The following is a 17,712-nucleotide window of genomic DNA, read 5'->3' on the forward strand; positions in this document are numbered from 1 at the left end:
GAGAGAGGCAGAACGTGAGCGGGAAAGACCAGCCGGTGCAGCTGTGGGGCGGCCGGTTCGCCAGCGGGCCGGCCGAGGCGATGGCGGCGCTGAGCGCCTCGACCCACTTCGACTGGCGCCTGGCGCCCTACGACATCGCCGGATCGCGCGCGCACGCCCGCGTGCTGAACAAGGCGGGTCTGCTCACCGAAGCGGAACTGACCGGGATGCTCGACGCGCTCGACACGCTGGCGCAGGACGTCGCGTCCGGCGCGTTCACCCCGACGATCGCCGACGAGGACGTGCACACCGCGCTCGAACGCGGTCTGCTCGAGCGCGCCGGCGCCGAACTGGGCGGCAAGCTGCGGGCAGGTCGTTCCCGCAACGACCAGGTCGCGACGCTGTTCCGGATGTGGCTGCGCGACGCCGCGCGCCGGGTGGTCGCGGGCACGCTCGACGTGATCGACGCGCTCGTGTCGCAGGCGTCCCGCCACCCGGACGCGATCCTGCCCGGGCGTACCCACCTGCAGCACGCGCAGCCGGTTCTGCTCGCGCACCACCTGATGGCCCACGGCCAGTCGCTGCTGCGCGACGTCTCCCGCCTGCGCGACTGGGACGCCCGCACCGCGGAATCGCCGTACGGTTCGGGCGCGCTCGCCGGTTCGTCGCTCGGCCTCGACCCGGAAGCCGTGGCCGCCGAACTGGGCTTCGACACCAGCGTGGAGAACTCGATCGACGGCACCGCCTCGCGCGATTTCGTCGCCGAGTTCGCGTTCGCCGTCGCGATGCTCGCGGTCAACCTGTCGCGGATCGCCGAAGAGGTGATCATCTGGAACACCGCCGAGTTCGGCTACGTCACGCTGGACGACGCGTGGGCCACCGGCAGCTCGATCATGCCGCAGAAGAAGAACCCGGACGTCGCGGAGCTGACCCGCGGCAAGGCCGGACGGCTGATCGGCAACCTCACCGGCCTGCTCGCCACGCTCAAGGCGCAGCCGCTCGCGTACAACCGCGATCTGCAGGAGGACAAGGAGCCGGTGTTCGACTCGGTCGAACAGCTGGAGCTGCTCTTCCCGGCGATCGCGGGGATGCTCGGCACGCTCACCTTCCACACCGAGCGGCTCGCCGAACTGGCTCCCGCCGGGTTCACCCTCGCCACCGACATCGCCGAATGGCTGGTGCGCCAGGGCGTGCCGTTCCGCGTCGCGCACGAGGCGGCGGGGGAGAGCGTGCGGGTCGCGGAGGCGCGCGGGGCCGGGCTCGACGAGCTGACCGACGAGGAGTTCCAGGCCATCAACCCGGCGCTCACCCCGGCGGTGCGCGAAGTCCTCACCGTCGAAGGCTCGGTGCGTTCGCGCGATGCTCGCGGCGGCACCGCGCCGGACCGGGTCGCCGAGCAGCGGGAGCGCCTGGTCGAGCGCGTCGCGGCGCATCGGCAGTGGCTGAAGTGATCTGTCGCCAGGCCGCTGGTTAGGCTGGCGGCCTGACGAGGGGAGTGCGTGTGGACCGGTTGTTCCGGCGCGAAGAACTGGCACTGGACCCGGTCGACCTGGCTCGGCTGCTGCTCGGTGCCGTCCTCGAGGCCGACGCGCCCGAGGGCCGGGTCGGGGTGCGGCTCGTCGAGGTCGAGGCCTATCGCGGGCTCGACGATCCCGCTTCGCATTGCTACCGCGGGAAAACCCCGCGCAACGCGGTGATGTGGGGTCCGGCCGGGCACCTCTACGTGTACTTCGTCTACGGCATGCACTTCTGCGCGAACGTCGTCGGCACCGAGGACGGCCAGCCGGGCGCGGTGCTGCTGCGCGCCGGCGAGGTCGTCGAGGGCGCGGACATCGTGCGGAAGCGGCGGCCGAACGCGCGCGGCAACGGCGAGCTCGCCAAAGGCCCGGCCATCCTCACCTCCGTGCTGGGTCTCGCCCGCGAGCAGAACGGGCTCGATCTCACCGACCCGGAATCGCCGGTGCGGCTGCTCGCCGGCGAACGCGTGCCCGCGGACAACGTGCGCACCGGCCCGCGCGTCGGCGTCGCGATGGCGATGGACACGCCGTGGCGGTTCTGGATCGACGGCTCACCAGCCGTCTCGACCTACCGCCGCGGCGGGAAACGCCGGCAGGTGCGACCCGCGGGATAGTCGTTTGACCTGGTGGGGGATCATCTACAGGTGTGAGTGAGCACATCCTTGACGAGTTGTCCTGGCGCGGCCTGATCGCGCAATCCACCGACATCGACGCCCTGCGCCGAGAACTCGACCGCGGCCCTCTCACGCTCTATTGCGGCTTCGACCCGACCGCGCCCAGCCTGCACGCCGGCAACCTCGTCCCGCTGCTGATGCTCAAGCGGTTCCAGCGCGCCGGGCACCGGCCGATCGTGCTGGCGGGCGGCGCCACCGGGATGATCGGCGACCCCCGCGACAACGGGGAGCGCACGCTGAACACCCTGGACGTCGTCGCCGACTGGGCCGGGCGGATCCGCGGGCAGCTGGAGCGGTTCGTGGACTTCGACGATTCGCCGACCGGCGCGATCGTCGAGAACAACCTCGACTGGACCTCGAAGCAGAACACGCTGGAGTTCCTGCGGGACGTCGGCAAGCACTTCTCGGTGAACGTGATGCTGAACCGGGAGACGGTCAAACGCCGCCTCGAGGGCGACGGCATGTCCTACACCGAGTTCAGCTACCTGCTGCTGCAGTCGCAGGACTACCTGGAGCTGTACCGCAAGCACGGATGCAAGCTGCAGGTCGGCGGCTCGGACCAGTGGGGCAACCTCGTCGGCGGAGTGGATCTGATCCGCCGCGTCGAAGGCGGGACGGCGCACGCGCTGACCGCGCCGCTGGTCACCGACGCCGAAGGCCGCAAGTTCGGCAAGTCCACCGGCGGCGGGGACGTGTGGCTCGACCCGGAGCTGACCTCGCCGTACGCCTGGTACCAGTACTTCGTGAACGTCGGCGACGCTGACGTGCTCCGCTACCTGCGCCTGTTCACCTTCCTCGACCGGGAGGAGATCGAGGAGCTCGCGAAGGACACCGAGGAGCGCCCGCACCTGCGCGCCGCGCAGAAGCGGCTGGCCGAGGAGTTCACGAACCTGGTGCACGGCGAGGCCCAGACGCGCCAGGTCATCGCGGCGAGCCAGGCCCTGTTCGGCCGCGGCGAGCTGACCGACCTCGACGGCCCGACGCTCGACGCGGCGATGGCCGAGGTCCCGAACGGCAAGGTCGAGCCCGCGGGCGACGCGACGATCGTCGACCTGCTGCTCGCCGGGGGACTGGTGGACAGCAAGGGCGCGGCGCGGCGCACGGTGAAGGAGGGCGGCGCGTACGTGAACAACGTGAAGATCGCCGACGAGGAGTGGAAGCCCTCGGCTTCCGACGCCCTCCACGGCCGCTGGCTCGTGGTCCGCAAGGGCAAGCGCACGGTCGCCGGCGTCCGCGTCGGGGCCTGATCTCGCCCTCGGCCCGAAACAGGGGCTCTGACCTGCGGGAACGCAGTTAAGGTACCCCCCTGTTTCGGGCCCTCGGAGGGCGTGTAAAGTTCTCCAAGTCGCCAGGGAAACCGGGCGGCCGCCGGGACACGAACCAAGCTCTCGCCTCTAGGGTGATTGAGTGGGTGTCCCACCAAAAACTGCTAGGAATGACCGCTTCGGTCAGGCTCGCCCTCACGGGGGTTGGGTTTGGTTCGGGGTGTGTTGCTTGAGAACTCAACAGTGTGCTAGTGAACTAAGCCAGTAGAGCTTATATGAAACCCCCTCGTCGGGGTTTCCTTTGAGAAATGATTGAGAAGTAGTCTCGATCAAACTTTACAGCATTGTTGGAGAGTTTGATCCTGGCTCAGGACGAACGCTGGCGGCGTGCTTAACACATGCAAGTCGAACGCTGAACCGGTTTCGGCCGGGGATGAGTGGCGAACGGGTGAGTAACACGTGGGTAATCTGCCCTGTACTCTGGGATAAGCCTGGGAAACTGGGTCTAATACCGGATATGACCTTCCACCGCATGGTGGGGGGTGGAAAGTTCCGGCGGTATGGGATGAACCCGCGGCCTATCAGCTTGTTGGTGGGGTAATGGCCTACCAAGGCGACGACGGGTAGCCGGCCTGAGAGGGTGACCGGCCACACTGGGACTGAGACACGGCCCAGACTCCTACGGGAGGCAGCAGTGGGGAATATTGCACAATGGGCGCAAGCCTGATGCAGCGACGCCGCGTGAGGGATGACGGCCTTCGGGTTGTAAACCTCTTTCGCCAGGGACGAAGCGCAAGTGACGGTACCTGGATAAGAAGCACCGGCTAACTACGTGCCAGCAGCCGCGGTAATACGTAGGGTGCGAGCGTTGTCCGGAATTATTGGGCGTAAAGAGCTCGTAGGCGGTTTGTCGCGTCGGCTGTGAAATCTGGAGGCTTAACCTTCAGCGTGCAGTCGATACGGGCAGACTTGAGTTCGGCAGGGGAGACTGGAATTCCTGGTGTAGCGGTGAAATGCGCAGATATCAGGAGGAACACCGGTGGCGAAGGCGGGTCTCTGGGCCGATACTGACGCTGAGGAGCGAAAGCGTGGGGAGCGAACAGGATTAGATACCCTGGTAGTCCACGCTGTAAACGTTGGGCGCTAGGTGTGGGCGACATTCCACGTTGTCCGTGCCGTAGCTAACGCATTAAGCGCCCCGCCTGGGGAGTACGGCCGCAAGGCTAAAACTCAAAGGAATTGACGGGGGCCCGCACAAGCGGCGGAGCATGTGGATTAATTCGATGCAACGCGAAGAACCTTACCTGGGCTTGACATGCGCCAGACATCCCCAGAGATGGGGCTTCCCTTGTGGTTGGTGTACAGGTGGTGCATGGCTGTCGTCAGCTCGTGTCGTGAGATGTTGGGTTAAGTCCCGCAACGAGCGCAACCCTTATCCTACGTTGCCAGCGCGTCATGGCGGGGACTCGTGGGAGACTGCCGGGGTCAACTCGGAGGAAGGTGGGGATGACGTCAAGTCATCATGCCCCTTATGTCCAGGGCTTCACACATGCTACAATGGCTGGTACAGAGGGCTGCGATACCGCGAGGTGGAGCGAATCCCTTAAAGCCGGTCTCAGTTCGGATCGCAGTCTGCAACTCGACTGCGTGAAGTCGGAGTCGCTAGTAATCGCAGATCAGCAACGCTGCGGTGAATACGTTCCCGGGCCTTGTACACACCGCCCGTCACGTCATGAAAGTCGGTAACACCCGAAGCCCATGGCCCAACCCGCAAGGGAGGGAGTGGTCGAAGGTGGGACTGGCGATTGGGACGAAGTCGTAACAAGGTAGCCGTACCGGAAGGTGCGGCTGGATCACCTCCTTTCTAAGGAGCACAACACATCCACCAGGCCGGGATACCCGGACCAACCTCGGTGGGGTGGGCACGGTTTGACACCCGCACGCGGTGTTGCCGGGCTTGCTCAAGGAATTGTGGAACTACTGGTTAAGGCTTGTTCTGGTGGGCAATGCCCGCGGTAGTACTGACTCGCTTCGGCGGGTCGTGGAACCTGCGGCCGGCGCTCGGAGGGCAGGTTGTTTGCTGGCACGCTGTTGGGTCCTGAGGCAACACACGTTGTTTCTGGTGTGGTGTTTGAGAACTGTAGAGTGGATGCGAGCATCTTTGTGGTCAAGTTGTTAAGGGCACATGGTGGATGTCTTGGCTTCAGGAGCCGATGAAGGACGTGGGAGGCTGCGATATGCCTCGGGGAGCTGTCAACCGAGCTGTGATCCGAGGATTTCCGAATGGGGAAACCCAGCACCAGTGATGTGGTGTTACCCGCCGGTGAATATATAGCCGGTGTGGAGGGAACGCGGGGAAGTGAAACATCTCAGTACCCGCAGGAAGAGAAAACAAAAGTGATTCCGTGAGTAGTGGCGAGCGAAAGCGGAAGAGGCTAAACCGTTTGCATGTCAAGCTGTCAGGCGTTGTGCAGGCGGTGTTGTGGGACCCAGCGTCGAGGATCTGACAGTCCTCGGAATGTGCGCGCGTGTTAGTGGAACCGCTTGGGATGGCGGACCGGAGTGGGTGAGAGTCCCGTACGCGAAAACATGTTGCGTGTGTTTGTTTGGTGTTCCCGAGTAGCAGCGAGCTCGTGGAATTTGCTGTGAATCTGCCGGGACCACCCGGTAAGCCTAAATACTTCCTGAAGACCGATAGCGGACGAGTACCGTGAGGGAAAGATGAAAAGTACCCCGGGAGGGGAGTGAAAGAGTACCTGAAACCGTGTGCCTACAAGCCGTCAGAGCTCACTTTGTTGAGTGATGGCGTGCCTTTTGAAGAATGAGCCTGCGAGTTAGTGCTGCGTGGCGAGGTTAACCCGGGTGGGGTAGCCGTAGCGAAAGCGAGTCTGAATAGGGCGATTGAGTCGCGTGGTCTAGACCCGAAGCGGAGTGATCTACCCATGGCCAGGGTGAAGCGACGGTAAGACGTCGTGGAGGCCCGAACCCACTTAGGTTGAAAACTGAGGGGATGAGCTGTGGGTAGGGGTGAAAGGCCAATCAAACTCCGTGATAGCTGGTTCTCCCCGAAATGCATTTAGGTGCAGCGTCGCGTGTTTCTTGCCGGGGGTAGAGCTACTGGATGGTCTAGGGGCCTTACCGGGTTACCGAAATCAACCAAACTCCGAATACCGGTTAGTGAGAGCGCGGCAGTGAGACGGCGGGGGATAAGCTTCGTCGTCGAGAGGGAAACAGCCCAGAACACCAGCTAAGGCCCCTAAGTGTGTGCTCAGTGGGAAAGGATGTGGGATTGCCCAGACAACCAGGAGGTTGGCTTAGAAGCAGCCACCCTTGAAAGAGTGCGTAATAGCTCACTGGTCAAGTGGTCCTGCGCCGACAATGTAGCGGGGCTTAAGCACACCGCCGAAGCTGTGTCATTCACGCATATACATCGATGGTTTCTTCGGAAACTGTCCAGTGGTGTGGATGGGTAGGGGAGCGTCCTGCATCCAGGGAAGCGGCCGCGGAAGCGAGTCGTGGAGGGTGCGGGAGTGAGAATGCAGGCATGAGTAGCGAATGCAGAGTGAGAAACTCTGCCGCCGGATGACCAAGGGTTCCTGGGCCAGGCTAATCCGCCCAGGGTAAGTCGGGACCTAAGGCGAGGCCGACAGGCGTAGTCGATGGACAACGGGTTGATATTCCCGTACCCGAGCATGTGCGCCCATGGCGAGGCGGTTGACACTAACCACCCGAAGCCGCGGTTGAAGTCTTCGGACGGATTCCGTGTGTGGAGCGTGGGACCTGATTCCGTAGTAGTCAAGCGATGGGGTGACGCAGGAAGGTAGCTCCGCCAGGCGATGGTTGTCCTGGTGTAAGCGTGTAGGCCGTCATGTAGGCAAATCCGCATGGCAATGGGCTGAGACGTGATGCGTAGCCGTTTGAGGCGAAGTGGGTGATCCTATGCTGTCGAGAAAAGCCTCTAGTGAGTGCATGCACGGCCCGTACCCCAAACCAACACAGGTGGTCAGGTAGAGAATACCAAGGCGATCGGGTGAACTGTGGTTAAGGAACTCGGCAAAATGCCCCCGTAACTTCGGGAGAAGGGGGGCCAAGCATCTTGAAGTCCCTTGCGGACGGAGGGGTGGTTGGCCGCAGAGACCAGCGGAAAGCGACTGTTTACTAAAAACACAGGTCCATGCGAAGTCGCAAGACGATGTATATGGACTGACGCCTGCCCGGTGCTGGAACGTTAAGAGGACCGGTTAACTCCTTTCGGGGGGTGAAGCTGAGAATTTAAGCGCCAGTAAACGGCGGTGGTAACTATAACCATCCTAAGGTAGCGAAATTCCTTGTCGGGTAAGTTCCGACCTGCACGAATGGCGTAACGACTTTCCGGCTGTCTCGACCACAGGCCCGGCGAAATTGCATTACGAGTAAAGATGCTCGTTACGCGCGGCAGGACGGAAAGACCCCGGGACCTTTACTATAGTTTGGTATTGGTTTTCGGTTCGGCTTGTGTAGGATAGGTGGGAGACTGTGAAGCGCTCACGCTAGTGGGTGTGGAGTCGTTGTTGAAATACCACTCTGGTCGGATTGGGAATCTGAACCTCGGACCATGATCTGGTTCAGGGACAGTGCCTGATGGGTAGTTTAACTGGGGCGGTTGCCTCCTAAAGGGTAACGGAGGCGCCCAAAGGTTCCCTCAGCCTGGTTGGCAATCAGGTGTCGAGTGCAAGTGCACAAGGGAGCTTGACTGTGAGACAGACATGTCGAGCAGGGACGAAAGTCGGGACTAGTGATCCGGCACCTCCTGGTGGAAGGGGTGTCGCTCAACGGATAAAAGGTACCCCGGGGATAACAGGCTGATCTTGCCCAAGAGTCCATATCGACGGCATGGTTTGGCACCTCGATGTCGGCTCGTCGCATCCTGGGGCCGGAGTAGGTCCCAAGGGTTGGGCTGTTCGCCCATTAAAGCGGCACGCGAGCTGGGTTTAGAACGTCGTGAGACAGTTCGGTCCCTATCCGCCGCGCGCGCAGGATACTTGAGGAAGGCTGTCCCTAGTACGAGAGGACCGGGACGGACGGACCTCTGGTGTGCCAGTTGTCACGCCAGTGGCATGGCTGGTTGGCTATGTTCGGAAGGGATAACCGCTGAAGGCATCTAAGCGGGAAGCCTGTTCCAAGATGAGGTATCCCACCCCATGTGGGTTAAGGCCCCCAAGAGACGATTGGGTTGATAGGCCAGAAATGGAAGCACAGTAATGTGTTGTCGAGTTGACTGGTACTAATAGGCCGAGGACTTGCCCACAAAGATGTTACGCATCCACTCTACGGTTCTGAAACACCACACCGGCCCCACCATCAAAGGTGGTGGGTGTGTGTTGTTTCGGAGTGTTTCGGTGGTTTTAGCGTCAGGGAAACGCCCGGTCCCATTCCGAACCCGGAAGCTAAGCCTGACTGCGCCGATGGTACTGCAACCGAAGGGTTGTGGGAGAGTAGGACACCGCCGAACTTAACCTGACAGTCTGGGCCCCGGTCGAGAACCCCTGGTGGTTCTCCCGGGGCCCAGACTCATGTTCGCGTCCGCTCGGAGGGCGCGCGAGGCGGCTCAGGTCCGCCCGCGCGAGGTTGCTCCGAACAGGCCCGTAGGATAGTCAATCGGCCCTCGTACGGAGGGCCGTCTTCAGAATTCCAGAGTTGTCTATGGCAGGAGGCCAGGTGTCCGAGTTCGGTCGACGTGACTCAGCGGATGAGGGGTCCGGTCGGTCGGCTCGCCGCGACCAGGACTCCCGCGGCGGCCGGTCCGACGCGCCCCGGGGAGACCGGCGCGGCGCGCGGCAGGACCGCGGCGGGCGGGACAGCCACCAGGGCCGGCCCCGGCGGGACGACCGCGGCGCACGCGGGTCCGGCGGGTTCGCCGGCCGCCCCGATCGCGGCGACGGCCCCCGCGAAAACCGCGGCTATGCCGGGAAACGCGACGACGACCGCGACTTCCGCCCCCGCGGCAAGCGCGAGTTCGACCGTCCGCAAGGCAAGTCTTACGGCGACCGTTCCGGCGGCAAGCCCTACGGGGACCGCTCGGGGCGTCCCGAGGGACGTTCCTCCTACGGCGAGCGCTCCGGCGGGCCCGGCAAGTCGTACGGTGATCGTCCGGAAGGGAAGTCCTACAGCGATCGCGGCGGGCGGCCGCAGGGCAAGTCCTCGTACGGGGAGCGGTCCGGCGGGCGCTGGAACGACGACCGGCGCGGCAGCGACGACCGGCGCGGGCCGGGCGGATACCGCGGCAAGGACTCCCAGGGCGGCGGGTTCCGCGACGATCGGCGCGGGTCCGGCGGATTCCGCGACAACGACCGGCGCGGCGGCTACGGCGACCGCGACAACCGAGGCGGCAAGCCCGGCGATCGCGAGGCGCGCGGCGGCTACCGCGACGACCGCGGCAGCAAGCCGGGCGGGTACCGGGACGACCGCGGCGGCAAACCCGGTGGCTACCGGGATGACCGTGGCGGCAAGCCGGGCGGCTACCGGGATGACCGCGGCGGCAAACCCGGTGGCTACCGGGACCGGGACGACCGCGGTCCGCGCGACGGTGGATTCCGTGGCGGGAACCGGGGTTCCGGCGGATTCCGGGACGACCGGTTCGGTGGAAACCGGCGCGACGACCGCGGGTTCCGCAACGATCGCGACGAGCGTCGCGACAGCCGTCCGGGCGGGTTCCGCAATGACCGCCGCGACGAAGGCGGTTACCGCGGGGATCGCCGGGACGATCGCTCCAGCGGGTTCCGCGACAACCGGCGGGACGACCGTTCGGGCGGCTTCCGCAATGAGCGGCGCGACGAAGGCGGCTACCGCGGAGACCGGCGGGACGATCGGTCCGGTGGGTTCCGCAATGACCGCCGCGATGAAGGCGGTTACCGCGGGGATCGGCGCGACGATCGCTCCGGCGGATACCGGAACGACCGGCGTGATGACCGCTCCGGCGGGTTCCGCAATGAACGGCGCGACGAGGGCGGCTATCGGGGCGAGCGGTCCGGCGGGTTCCGTCGCGACGACCGCGCCGGGGACAAGCGGCCTGGCGGGGATCGCCGGGACGAGCGTTCGGGCGGGTTCCGCAAGGACCAGCGCGACGGTGGGTTCCGGAATGACCGTCAGGACGAGGGTGTCCGCGGGCGGCGCGACGAGGTCGAGGAGACCTCGTCGGCTGCGGTCGAGGAATCCGCGGTGGTCGACGAGGTGACTGTGGGCTCGGGTACCGCGGACGTCGAGTCGGGTGCGGGGGACCGGACCGACAGCGTCGAGGCCGCTGAGGGCCAGGAACGGCCGCAGGACAGCCGGGACGACCGCGGCGAGCGGCAGGACCGTCGGGAGCGCGACAATCGCAGCGACCGTGGCGACCGCGACAACCGTGGCAGCAGGGACAGCCGCGACACCCGGGGTGACCGGCGTGACCGCAGGGACGACCGTCCTCGCACCAAGCGGCCGGTGACCGTCGAGGAGCAGGACGCGGCACTCGCCCGCGAGCTGCTCGAAGCGCCGGAACTGCCTGAGGACATCGAGTTCTCCGACCTCGACGAGGAAGTCCGCCGGGAGCTGCGGACCCTGCCGAAGGGGCTCGCGGAGACCGTCGGGAAGCACCTGGTCGCCGCGGGCGGGCTGGTCGACGAGGACCCGGAGGCCGCGCTCGAGCACGCGCGGTACGCGAAGACCAAGGCGTCTCGGGTGCCGATCGTCCGCGAAGGGCTCGGGCTGGTCGCCTACCACGCCGGCAACTGGCAGGAAGCGCTGTCCGAACTGCGTGCCGTCCGGCGGATGACGCGCAGCGACGAGCACATCGCGATCATCGCGGACGCCGAGCGCGCGCTCGGTCGTCCGGAGCGCGCCCTCGACCTCGCCAAGGAGACCGACAAGGAGCGGCTCACCAAGTCGACCCAGGTCGAGCTGGCGATCGTCGCGGCGGGTGCGCGACGGGATCTCGGGCAGCTGGACGCGGCGGTCGTGTCGTTGCAGGGGCCGGATCTCCAGGCGGCCAAGCGCGATCCGTGGAGCGCGCGCCTGTTCTACGCGTACGCCGACAACCTCGAGGCTGCCGGACGCAAGGAAGAGGCCGTGCAGTGGTTCCTGAACGCCGCGGAGGCCGACGCGGAGGACGAGACCGACGCCGCCGAGCGGGCTGCGGACCTGGCGAACGAGGCGAACGCGAACGAGGCGAACGGTTCCAGCGAGACGGATGACTGACGTGGCCTACGACGCGCTGCTGTTCGATCTCGACGGCACCGTGTACCACGGGACGCAGGTGATCGAGGGTGCCGTGGAAGCCGTGGCCGCCGTGCGCGACAAGGGCACGGCGGTCCGGTTCGTGACCAACAACGCGTCCAAGGCCCCGTCGGCGGTCGCGGAGCATCTCCGGGACCTCGGGATCTCCGCGGACACCGAAGAGGTGCACACGAGCGCTCAGGCGGCGGCCGGGCTCCTTCAGGACCGGCTGCCGTCCGGGGCGAAGGTGCTCATCGTCGGCACCGTCTCGCTCGGCGACCAGATCTCCGCCGTGGGACTGGAACCGGTGCGGACCGCGGGCGACGACGTTTCCGCGGTGGTGCAAGGACATTCGCCGGAAACCGGATGGGCGGACCTCGCCGAGGCGAGCATCGTGATCCGGGCAGGCGGGCTGTGGGTCGCGACGAACACCGACACCACGCTGCCGACCGAGCGCGGGCTGATGCCGGGCAACGGTTCCATGGTCGGGGCGCTCAAGATCGCCACCGGGGCGGAGCCGGTCGTCGCGGGGAAGCCGCAGCCGCTGCTGTTCGAGACGGCCGCGCGGTCGGCGAAGGCGAAGCGCCCGCTGGTGGTCGGGGACCGGCTCGACACGGACATCGCGGGTGCGGTCGCGGCGGGGCTCGACTCGCTGTGCGTCCTCACCGGCATCGCGACTCCGGCGACGCTGCTCACCGCGATCCCGGCGGAACGGCCGACTCACCTCGCCGCCGACCTCACCGCGCTCGCGCAGCCGGCCGACGAATTGCGCGTCGGCAAGCGAACCGGCTGGGAGATCAGCGAAGGGGACGTGCTGACCGTCCGCGGCGAAGGCGACAAGCTCGACCTGCTGCGCGCGCTGTGCGACTCGGCGTGGCGCACCGGCGTCTCGCAGGTGCGCGCGGGCGGCGACGCGGCCGCGGCGGCAGTGACCGGGCTCGGGCTGGCCTGACTGGTAGTTTGGGGCTGTGCACCCGAACGTTCCGCGGCCGGTTCCCGGACCCCCGCCGATCCCCGGACCCGGCCCGCAGCAGACTGACCCGCGGGCGGGCATCGACGAGGCCGTCGCCGGGCTCGACGACCTCGACACGCTGCCGCCCGCCGAGCACGTGGACCGGTTCGAGGCCGTGCACACCGAGCTGACCGTGGCCCTGTCCAGCATCGACAAGGTCTGACCGGCGTGGCCAAACGGGCCAGGCTCGACGCGGAACTCGTGCGGCGCGGACTCGCGCGCTCCCGCGAACAGGCCTCCGCGCTCATCACCGGCGGCAAGGTCACCGTGCGCGGCATGGTCGCCACGAAACCCGCCACCGGCGTGGAAAACGACGCGCCGATCGTCGTGAAGGACGAGGACGACCCGGGCTGGGCGTCGCGTGGCGCGCACAAACTCCTTGGCGCGCTTGAGCGTTTCGGTCCCGAGGGGCTGGCCGTCGAGGGCCGCCGCTGTCTCGACGCGGGCGCGTCCACCGGCGGGTTCACCGATGTGCTGCTGCGCAACGGCGCCGACCAGGTCATCGCCGCCGACGTCGGGCGCGGGCTGCTCGACTGGAAGCTGCAGACCGACGATCGCGTCGTGGTCCTCGACCGCACGAACGTCCGCAACCTGACGCCGGACGTCCTTGGCGGGCAGGTGGATCTCGTCGTCGGCGACCTTTCCTTCATCTCGCTCAAGCTCGTGCTGCCCGCGCTCGCCGAGTGCGCGCGCGACGGCGCGGATCTGCTGCCGATGGTCAAACCGCAGTTCGAGGTCGGCAAGGACCGGCTCGGCAGCGGCGGCGTGGTGCGCGATCCGGAGCTGCGCGTCGAATCCGTGGTGGGCGTGCTCGCCGAAGCCGCGAAGCTCGGCCTGTCGCTGCGCGGGGTCGTCGCGAGCCCGTTGCCGGGACCCTCCGGGAACGTCGAATACTTCGTGTGGCTCCGCAAAACGGAGCCGGAAGACGCGGGCAGCGAGGACGCCGAACGGCTCGTGCGCACCGCAGTCCAGGAAGGACCCCAGTGACCGCCGAACGTGAAGTGCTCCTCGTGGTGCACCCCGACCGGGACACCACCCGGGAGGCCGCCCGCGAGGTGTCCCAGCGGTTCGCCAAGGCCGGGATCCGGCTGCGCGTGCTCGACGAGGACGTTCTCCAGCTGATCGACCCGGACGGCTGCATGGCGAAGCCGTGCACCGTGGTCGCGCCCGAGCACAACCCGGCCGAGGGCGCCGAACTCGTGTTCGTGCTGGGCGGCGACGGGACCCTGCTGCGCGCGGCGGAACTCGCGCGCCCGGCCGAGGTGCCGGTGCTCGGCGTGAACCTCGGCCGCGTCGGCTTCCTCGCCGAGGCCGATTCGGACGCGCTCGCCGACGCCGTGCAGCGCGTGGTCGACCGCGAATACCACGTCGAGGACCGGATGACGGTCGACGTCACGGTCACCGCCGACGGCGCGGAGATCTACCGGACCTGGGCGCTCAACGAGGCCAGCGTCGAGAAGTTCAGCCGCGAGCGGGTGCTCGACGCGCTGATCGAGGTCGACGGCCGCCCGGTTTCGTCCTTCGGCTGCGACGGCGTGCTCTGCGCGACGCCGACCGGTTCCACCGCGTACGCCTTCTCCGCGGGCGGCCCGGTGCTGTGGCCGGACGTGGAGGCACTGCTCGTGGTGCCCAGCAACGCGCACGCGATGTTCTCCCGTCCGCTCGTCGTGTCACCCGAGTCGGTGATCACCGTCGGCATCGACCCGAAGGGCCCGAAGGCGGCGCTGACCTGCGACGGGCTGCGGTCGTTCGACCTGCCGCCGGGCGCGCTGGTGCGCGTGGTCTGCGGCAAGCAGCCGGTGCGGCTGGTGCGGCTGTGGGACGGCGTGTTCACCGACCGGCTGGTGTACAAGTTCGGCCTGCCGGTGCGCAGCTGGCGCGACCGGCGCGGCGGGGAGCGCCAGGGCGGCTGATCCGCGACGCGCCCGCACAAGTGTTCGACCAGCGAAAAGAAGAGTTAGCGGACCTCGAACGCACAGAAGGTCGGTGCGGGCCGCTACCGTATGCGTCGTGCTGGCCGAGATGCGCATCCAGGGCCTCGGAGTCATCGAGGAAGCCCTGCTGGAACTGCACGCGGGCTTCACCGTGGTCACCGGTGAGACGGGTGCGGGCAAAACCATGGTCGTCACCGGGCTGCATCTGCTCTCGGGCGGACGGGCCGAGGCGTCGAAGGTCCGGAACGGGATGCTGAAGGCATTCGTCGAGGGCCGGTTCACCGTGGGCAAGGACGACGCGGCCGCCCGCATCGTCACCGACGCGGGGGCCGACGTCGACGAGGACGGCAGCGTCATCGCGCTGCGCACGGTCGCGGCCGACGGGCGCTCGCGGGCGCACCTCGGCGGCCGGTCCGTGCCGGTCGGGGTGCTGTCCGACCTGTCCGAGCAGGTGATCGCCGTGCACGGGCAGAACGACCAGCTGCGGCTGCTGCGCCCGGCCGAGCAGCGCGCGGTCATCGACCGGTTCGCCGGCGAGGACGTCGGGCGGCCGCTCGCCGCCTACCGCCAGGTCCGCGAGGAATGGCTGGCCGTCATCACCGAGCTGAGCGAGCGCTCCAACCGCTCCCGGGAGATGGCGCAGCAGGCGGACCTGCTGAAGCACGGGCTGAACGAGATCGACGCGGTCGCTCCCGAACCGGGCGAGGACGTCGAGCTCACCGAGCAGATCAAACGGCTCGCCGCGGTCGACGAACTGCGTGCGACGGCCACCGAGGCGCACGCGGCGGTGTCCGGCGCGCAGGACGGCGATCCGGACGCGCCGGGCGCGCTCGGCCTGGTCGGCGAGGCGGTGCGGCGGCTGGTGTCGGCGGAGGATTCCGCGCTGAGCGACCTGGTGCCGCGGCTGGAAGAAGCTTCTACGCTGCTGAGCGACGTCGGCGCGGAGCTGGGCAGTTACGTCGAGAACCTGGACGCCGACCCGGCGCTGCTGGAGAAGGTGCTCGCGCGGCAGGCCGATCTCAAGCGGCTCACCCGCAAGTACGCCGCGGATGTCGACGGAGTGCTGGCGTGGGCCGAAGACGCGCGCCGTCGGCTCGAATCGATGGACACGTCAGAAGAAGCCCTGTCCGCGCTGGCGTTGCGCCGGGACGAGCTGGCCGTGCAGCTGGTCGCGCACGCCACCGAGGTTTCCGCCGCGCGGGGCAAGGCGGCCGCGGAACTGGCGACGGCGATCACCAAGGAGCTGTCCGGTCTCGCGATGGGGCAGGCGGAGCTGGAGATCACCGTCGAGCAGCGTCCGGCCGAGCACGGCGACCGGCAGGCGCTCGCGATCGACGGACACGCGGTGCACGCGGGCCCGGACGGCGTCGACGAAGTGGAACTGCTGCTGCGGGCGCACAACGGCGCGCCGCCGCTGCCGGTGCACAAGGCCGCTTCGGGCGGTGAGCTTTCGCGGGTGATGCTGGCGATCGAGGTGGTGCTGGCGCACGCGGACACCGTGCAGACGCTGGTGTTCGACGAGGTCGACGCCGGGGTCGGCGGCCGGGCCGCGGTCGAGATCGGACGGCGGCTCGCGCGGCTCGCGCGCACGCACCAGGTCCTCGTGGTCACGCACCTGCCGCAGGTCGCCGCGTTCGCCGACCAGCATCTGGTGGTGGACAAGGGAACCAGCGGCGGCGTCACGCGCAGCGGCGTGAAAACGCTCGACCAGGACGACCGGGTGCGCGAGCTGGCCCGGATGCTCGCCGGCATGGACGGCACCGAGACCGGCCGCGCGCACGCCGAGGAACTCCTTGCCACGGCGGAGAAAGACAAGGCGAAGAACACCGGCGCGAAGCGCAAGCGCGCGAAGAAGGGCTGACCGGATTCCATGACCTGGGCCACGCTGGCCGACGTCGAAGCCGAACTCGCCCGCGCGCGGCGGGAGGACGATCTCGACCGCTTCCTCGGACTCCTCGGCGACGAGGAGCTGTTCGTGCCGATCCACCGGGACGAGGCGCAACGGCTCGCGCAGGACCGGACCTGGTCGCCCGCGAAAGTCTGCTGCGCGCACGGCGGCGAACCGTCGCTGCAGGTGTTCACCCGCGGCGCGCTGCCGGATTTCGGCGCGGACGTGGTCTTCCTCAGCGGCGACCTCGACTGGGCCACGCACGGTCTCGGCCACGAGGAACAGGTCGTGTTCAACCGCGGCACGCTCGGCGAATGGCGGGTGAGCGCGGCGGCCGTGCTGCCCTGGGTCGACGCGAACCCGCACCGGGTCACCGCGGTGGAGCAGCAGGTCGAGCGGCTTTACACGGCCCGGTACGGACTTCTCGACGGTCCGGTCGCGCACGCGCTCGCCTGCGGCGCGCACCAGGCGGTGCTGTCGGCCGAACCGTGGAACGTCCTCGACGCGCGCTACCACGACTACGTCGCCGAGGTCCGCGGCCTGCGCGACTGGTGGGGCGTCGCGGACGCGACGGGCTGGCGGGCCGCGATGGACCGGCTGCTCGGCGATTCCTACCAGCTCACCACCGGGAACCTCGTGCTCGTGCTGCGCGCCCGCAGCGGGCTGGCGCTGGACGTCTACGGCTGGGTCGAGCTGGTCCGGCAGTGGTGCGCCGACAACGACGCCGAGGACCAGGCCGGGCCGCTCCTCGAGGCGGTGCGCCGGATCGTCCGGTACGAACAGCGGTTCCGCGCCGACGGCCTGCTCGAGCCGGACGGCGTGGTGGACAGCATCATCGGCTGGGACGTCGGCCGCGCGGTCGAATTGGCGCGCTGGGGTTTGGCGGTCGGGTACTGCGACGCGCTCACCGCGGAATTGATGGTGCTGGAAGCCGGCGCGATCGCCCGGCGCTACCACGGTTCCTGGGCGGAATTGTCCACCGGATACGTGCTGGGCAGGCTGCTCGCGCTCGACGGCGAGGAATTCGGCCCGGAATACGTTTCGGCCGCCCGGGTGCGCCACCGGCTGCTGAACGATCCCGCGAGCCCCTGGTCCAACCTCGATTTCGAGGCGGGCGGACCGCACAGTTAACCCCGGCTCCGCCTACCGCGCGACATGGCTCACCACAACGAGTCACGTCCGCATCGGCGCGTCGGCTCCGCACCCCGGCACAA

At 67.5% G+C, this 17,712-nt stretch carries 10 protein-coding genes and 3 rRNA genes; all 13 read left to right on the forward strand.

The features are described from left to right. Positions 1-14 precede the first annotated feature (14 nt). On the forward strand, positions 15-1,430 hold the full coding sequence (gene argH / locus FKO37_RS22450; protein ID WP_037818185.1) for an argininosuccinate lyase: 1,416 nt from the start codon (positions 15-17) through the stop codon (positions 1,428-1,430). Positions 1,431-1,474: 44 nt separating this feature from the next. After that, on the forward strand, positions 1,475-2,110 hold the full coding sequence (locus FKO37_RS22455) for a DNA-3-methyladenine glycosylase (protein WP_037818187.1): 636 nt from the start codon (positions 1,475-1,477) through the stop codon (positions 2,108-2,110). A gap of 32 nt (positions 2,111-2,142) precedes the next feature. Then, positions 2,143-3,417 (forward strand): tyrosine--tRNA ligase, encoded by a 1,275-nt coding sequence (gene tyrS, locus FKO37_RS22460; RefSeq protein ID WP_238605677.1) that lies wholly within the window; start codon positions 2,143-2,145, stop codon positions 3,415-3,417. Between the two features lie 362 nt (positions 3,418-3,779). Beyond that, a 16S ribosomal RNA gene (locus tag FKO37_RS22465) occupies positions 3,780-5,299 on the forward strand. A gap of 301 nt (positions 5,300-5,600) precedes the next feature. Beyond that, positions 5,601-8,722 (forward strand): 23S ribosomal RNA (locus FKO37_RS22470). Positions 8,723-8,809: 87 nt separating this feature from the next. Then, a 5S ribosomal RNA gene (gene rrf / locus FKO37_RS22475) occupies positions 8,810-8,926 on the forward strand. The 16S, 23S and 5S rRNA genes sit together here, the layout of an rRNA operon. Before the next feature lie 206 nt (positions 8,927-9,132). Continuing rightward, entirely contained in the window at positions 9,133-11,646 is a 2,514-nt protein-coding gene (locus tag FKO37_RS22480; RefSeq protein ID WP_238605678.1) for a hypothetical protein, read from the forward strand. Then, entirely contained in the window at positions 11,639-12,616 is a 978-nt protein-coding gene (locus tag FKO37_RS22485; protein ID WP_238605679.1) for an HAD-IIA family hydrolase, read from the forward strand. Before FKO37_RS22480 ends, FKO37_RS22485 begins: the two co-directional genes overlap by 8 nt. Before the next feature lie 16 nt (positions 12,617-12,632). Next, complete coding sequence (locus FKO37_RS22490; RefSeq protein WP_009079580.1) at positions 12,633-12,839, forward strand: hypothetical protein; 207 nt, start codon at positions 12,633-12,635, stop codon at positions 12,837-12,839. A gap of 5 nt (positions 12,840-12,844) precedes the next feature. Beyond that, on the forward strand, positions 12,845-13,663 hold the full coding sequence (locus tag FKO37_RS22495) for a TlyA family RNA methyltransferase (protein ID WP_238605680.1): 819 nt from the start codon (positions 12,845-12,847) through the stop codon (positions 13,661-13,663). Then, a complete protein-coding gene (locus FKO37_RS22500) occupies positions 13,660-14,589 on the forward strand; it encodes an NAD kinase (RefSeq protein ID WP_037815439.1) in 930 nt (309 codons plus the stop codon). Before FKO37_RS22495 ends, FKO37_RS22500 begins: the two co-directional genes overlap by 4 nt. A 97-nt stretch (positions 14,590-14,686) precedes the next feature. After that, a complete protein-coding gene (recN, locus tag FKO37_RS22505) occupies positions 14,687-16,471 on the forward strand; it encodes a DNA repair protein RecN (RefSeq protein ID WP_037815441.1) in 1,785 nt (594 codons plus the stop codon). 9 nt (positions 16,472-16,480) lie between these two features. Next, entirely contained in the window at positions 16,481-17,629 is a 1,149-nt protein-coding gene (locus FKO37_RS22510; RefSeq protein ID WP_238605681.1) for a DUF1266 domain-containing protein, read from the forward strand. The last annotated feature ends 83 nt before the right edge of the window (positions 17,630-17,712 follow it).

This window comes from Amycolatopsis sp. Poz14 (assembly GCF_006704225.1).
GTDB classification, from domain to species: Bacteria; Actinomycetota; Actinomycetes; order Mycobacteriales; family Pseudonocardiaceae; genus Amycolatopsis; species Amycolatopsis nivea.

Coding starts and splice junctions, on each gene's coding strand:
- FKO37_RS22485 (WP_238605679.1), top strand. CDS start 11,639: ATGACTGACGTGGCCTACGACGCGCTGCTGTTCGATCTCGACGGCACC.
- FKO37_RS22510 (WP_238605681.1), top strand. CDS start 16,481: ATGACCTGGGCCACGCTGGCCGACGTCGAAGCCGAACTCGCCCGCGCG.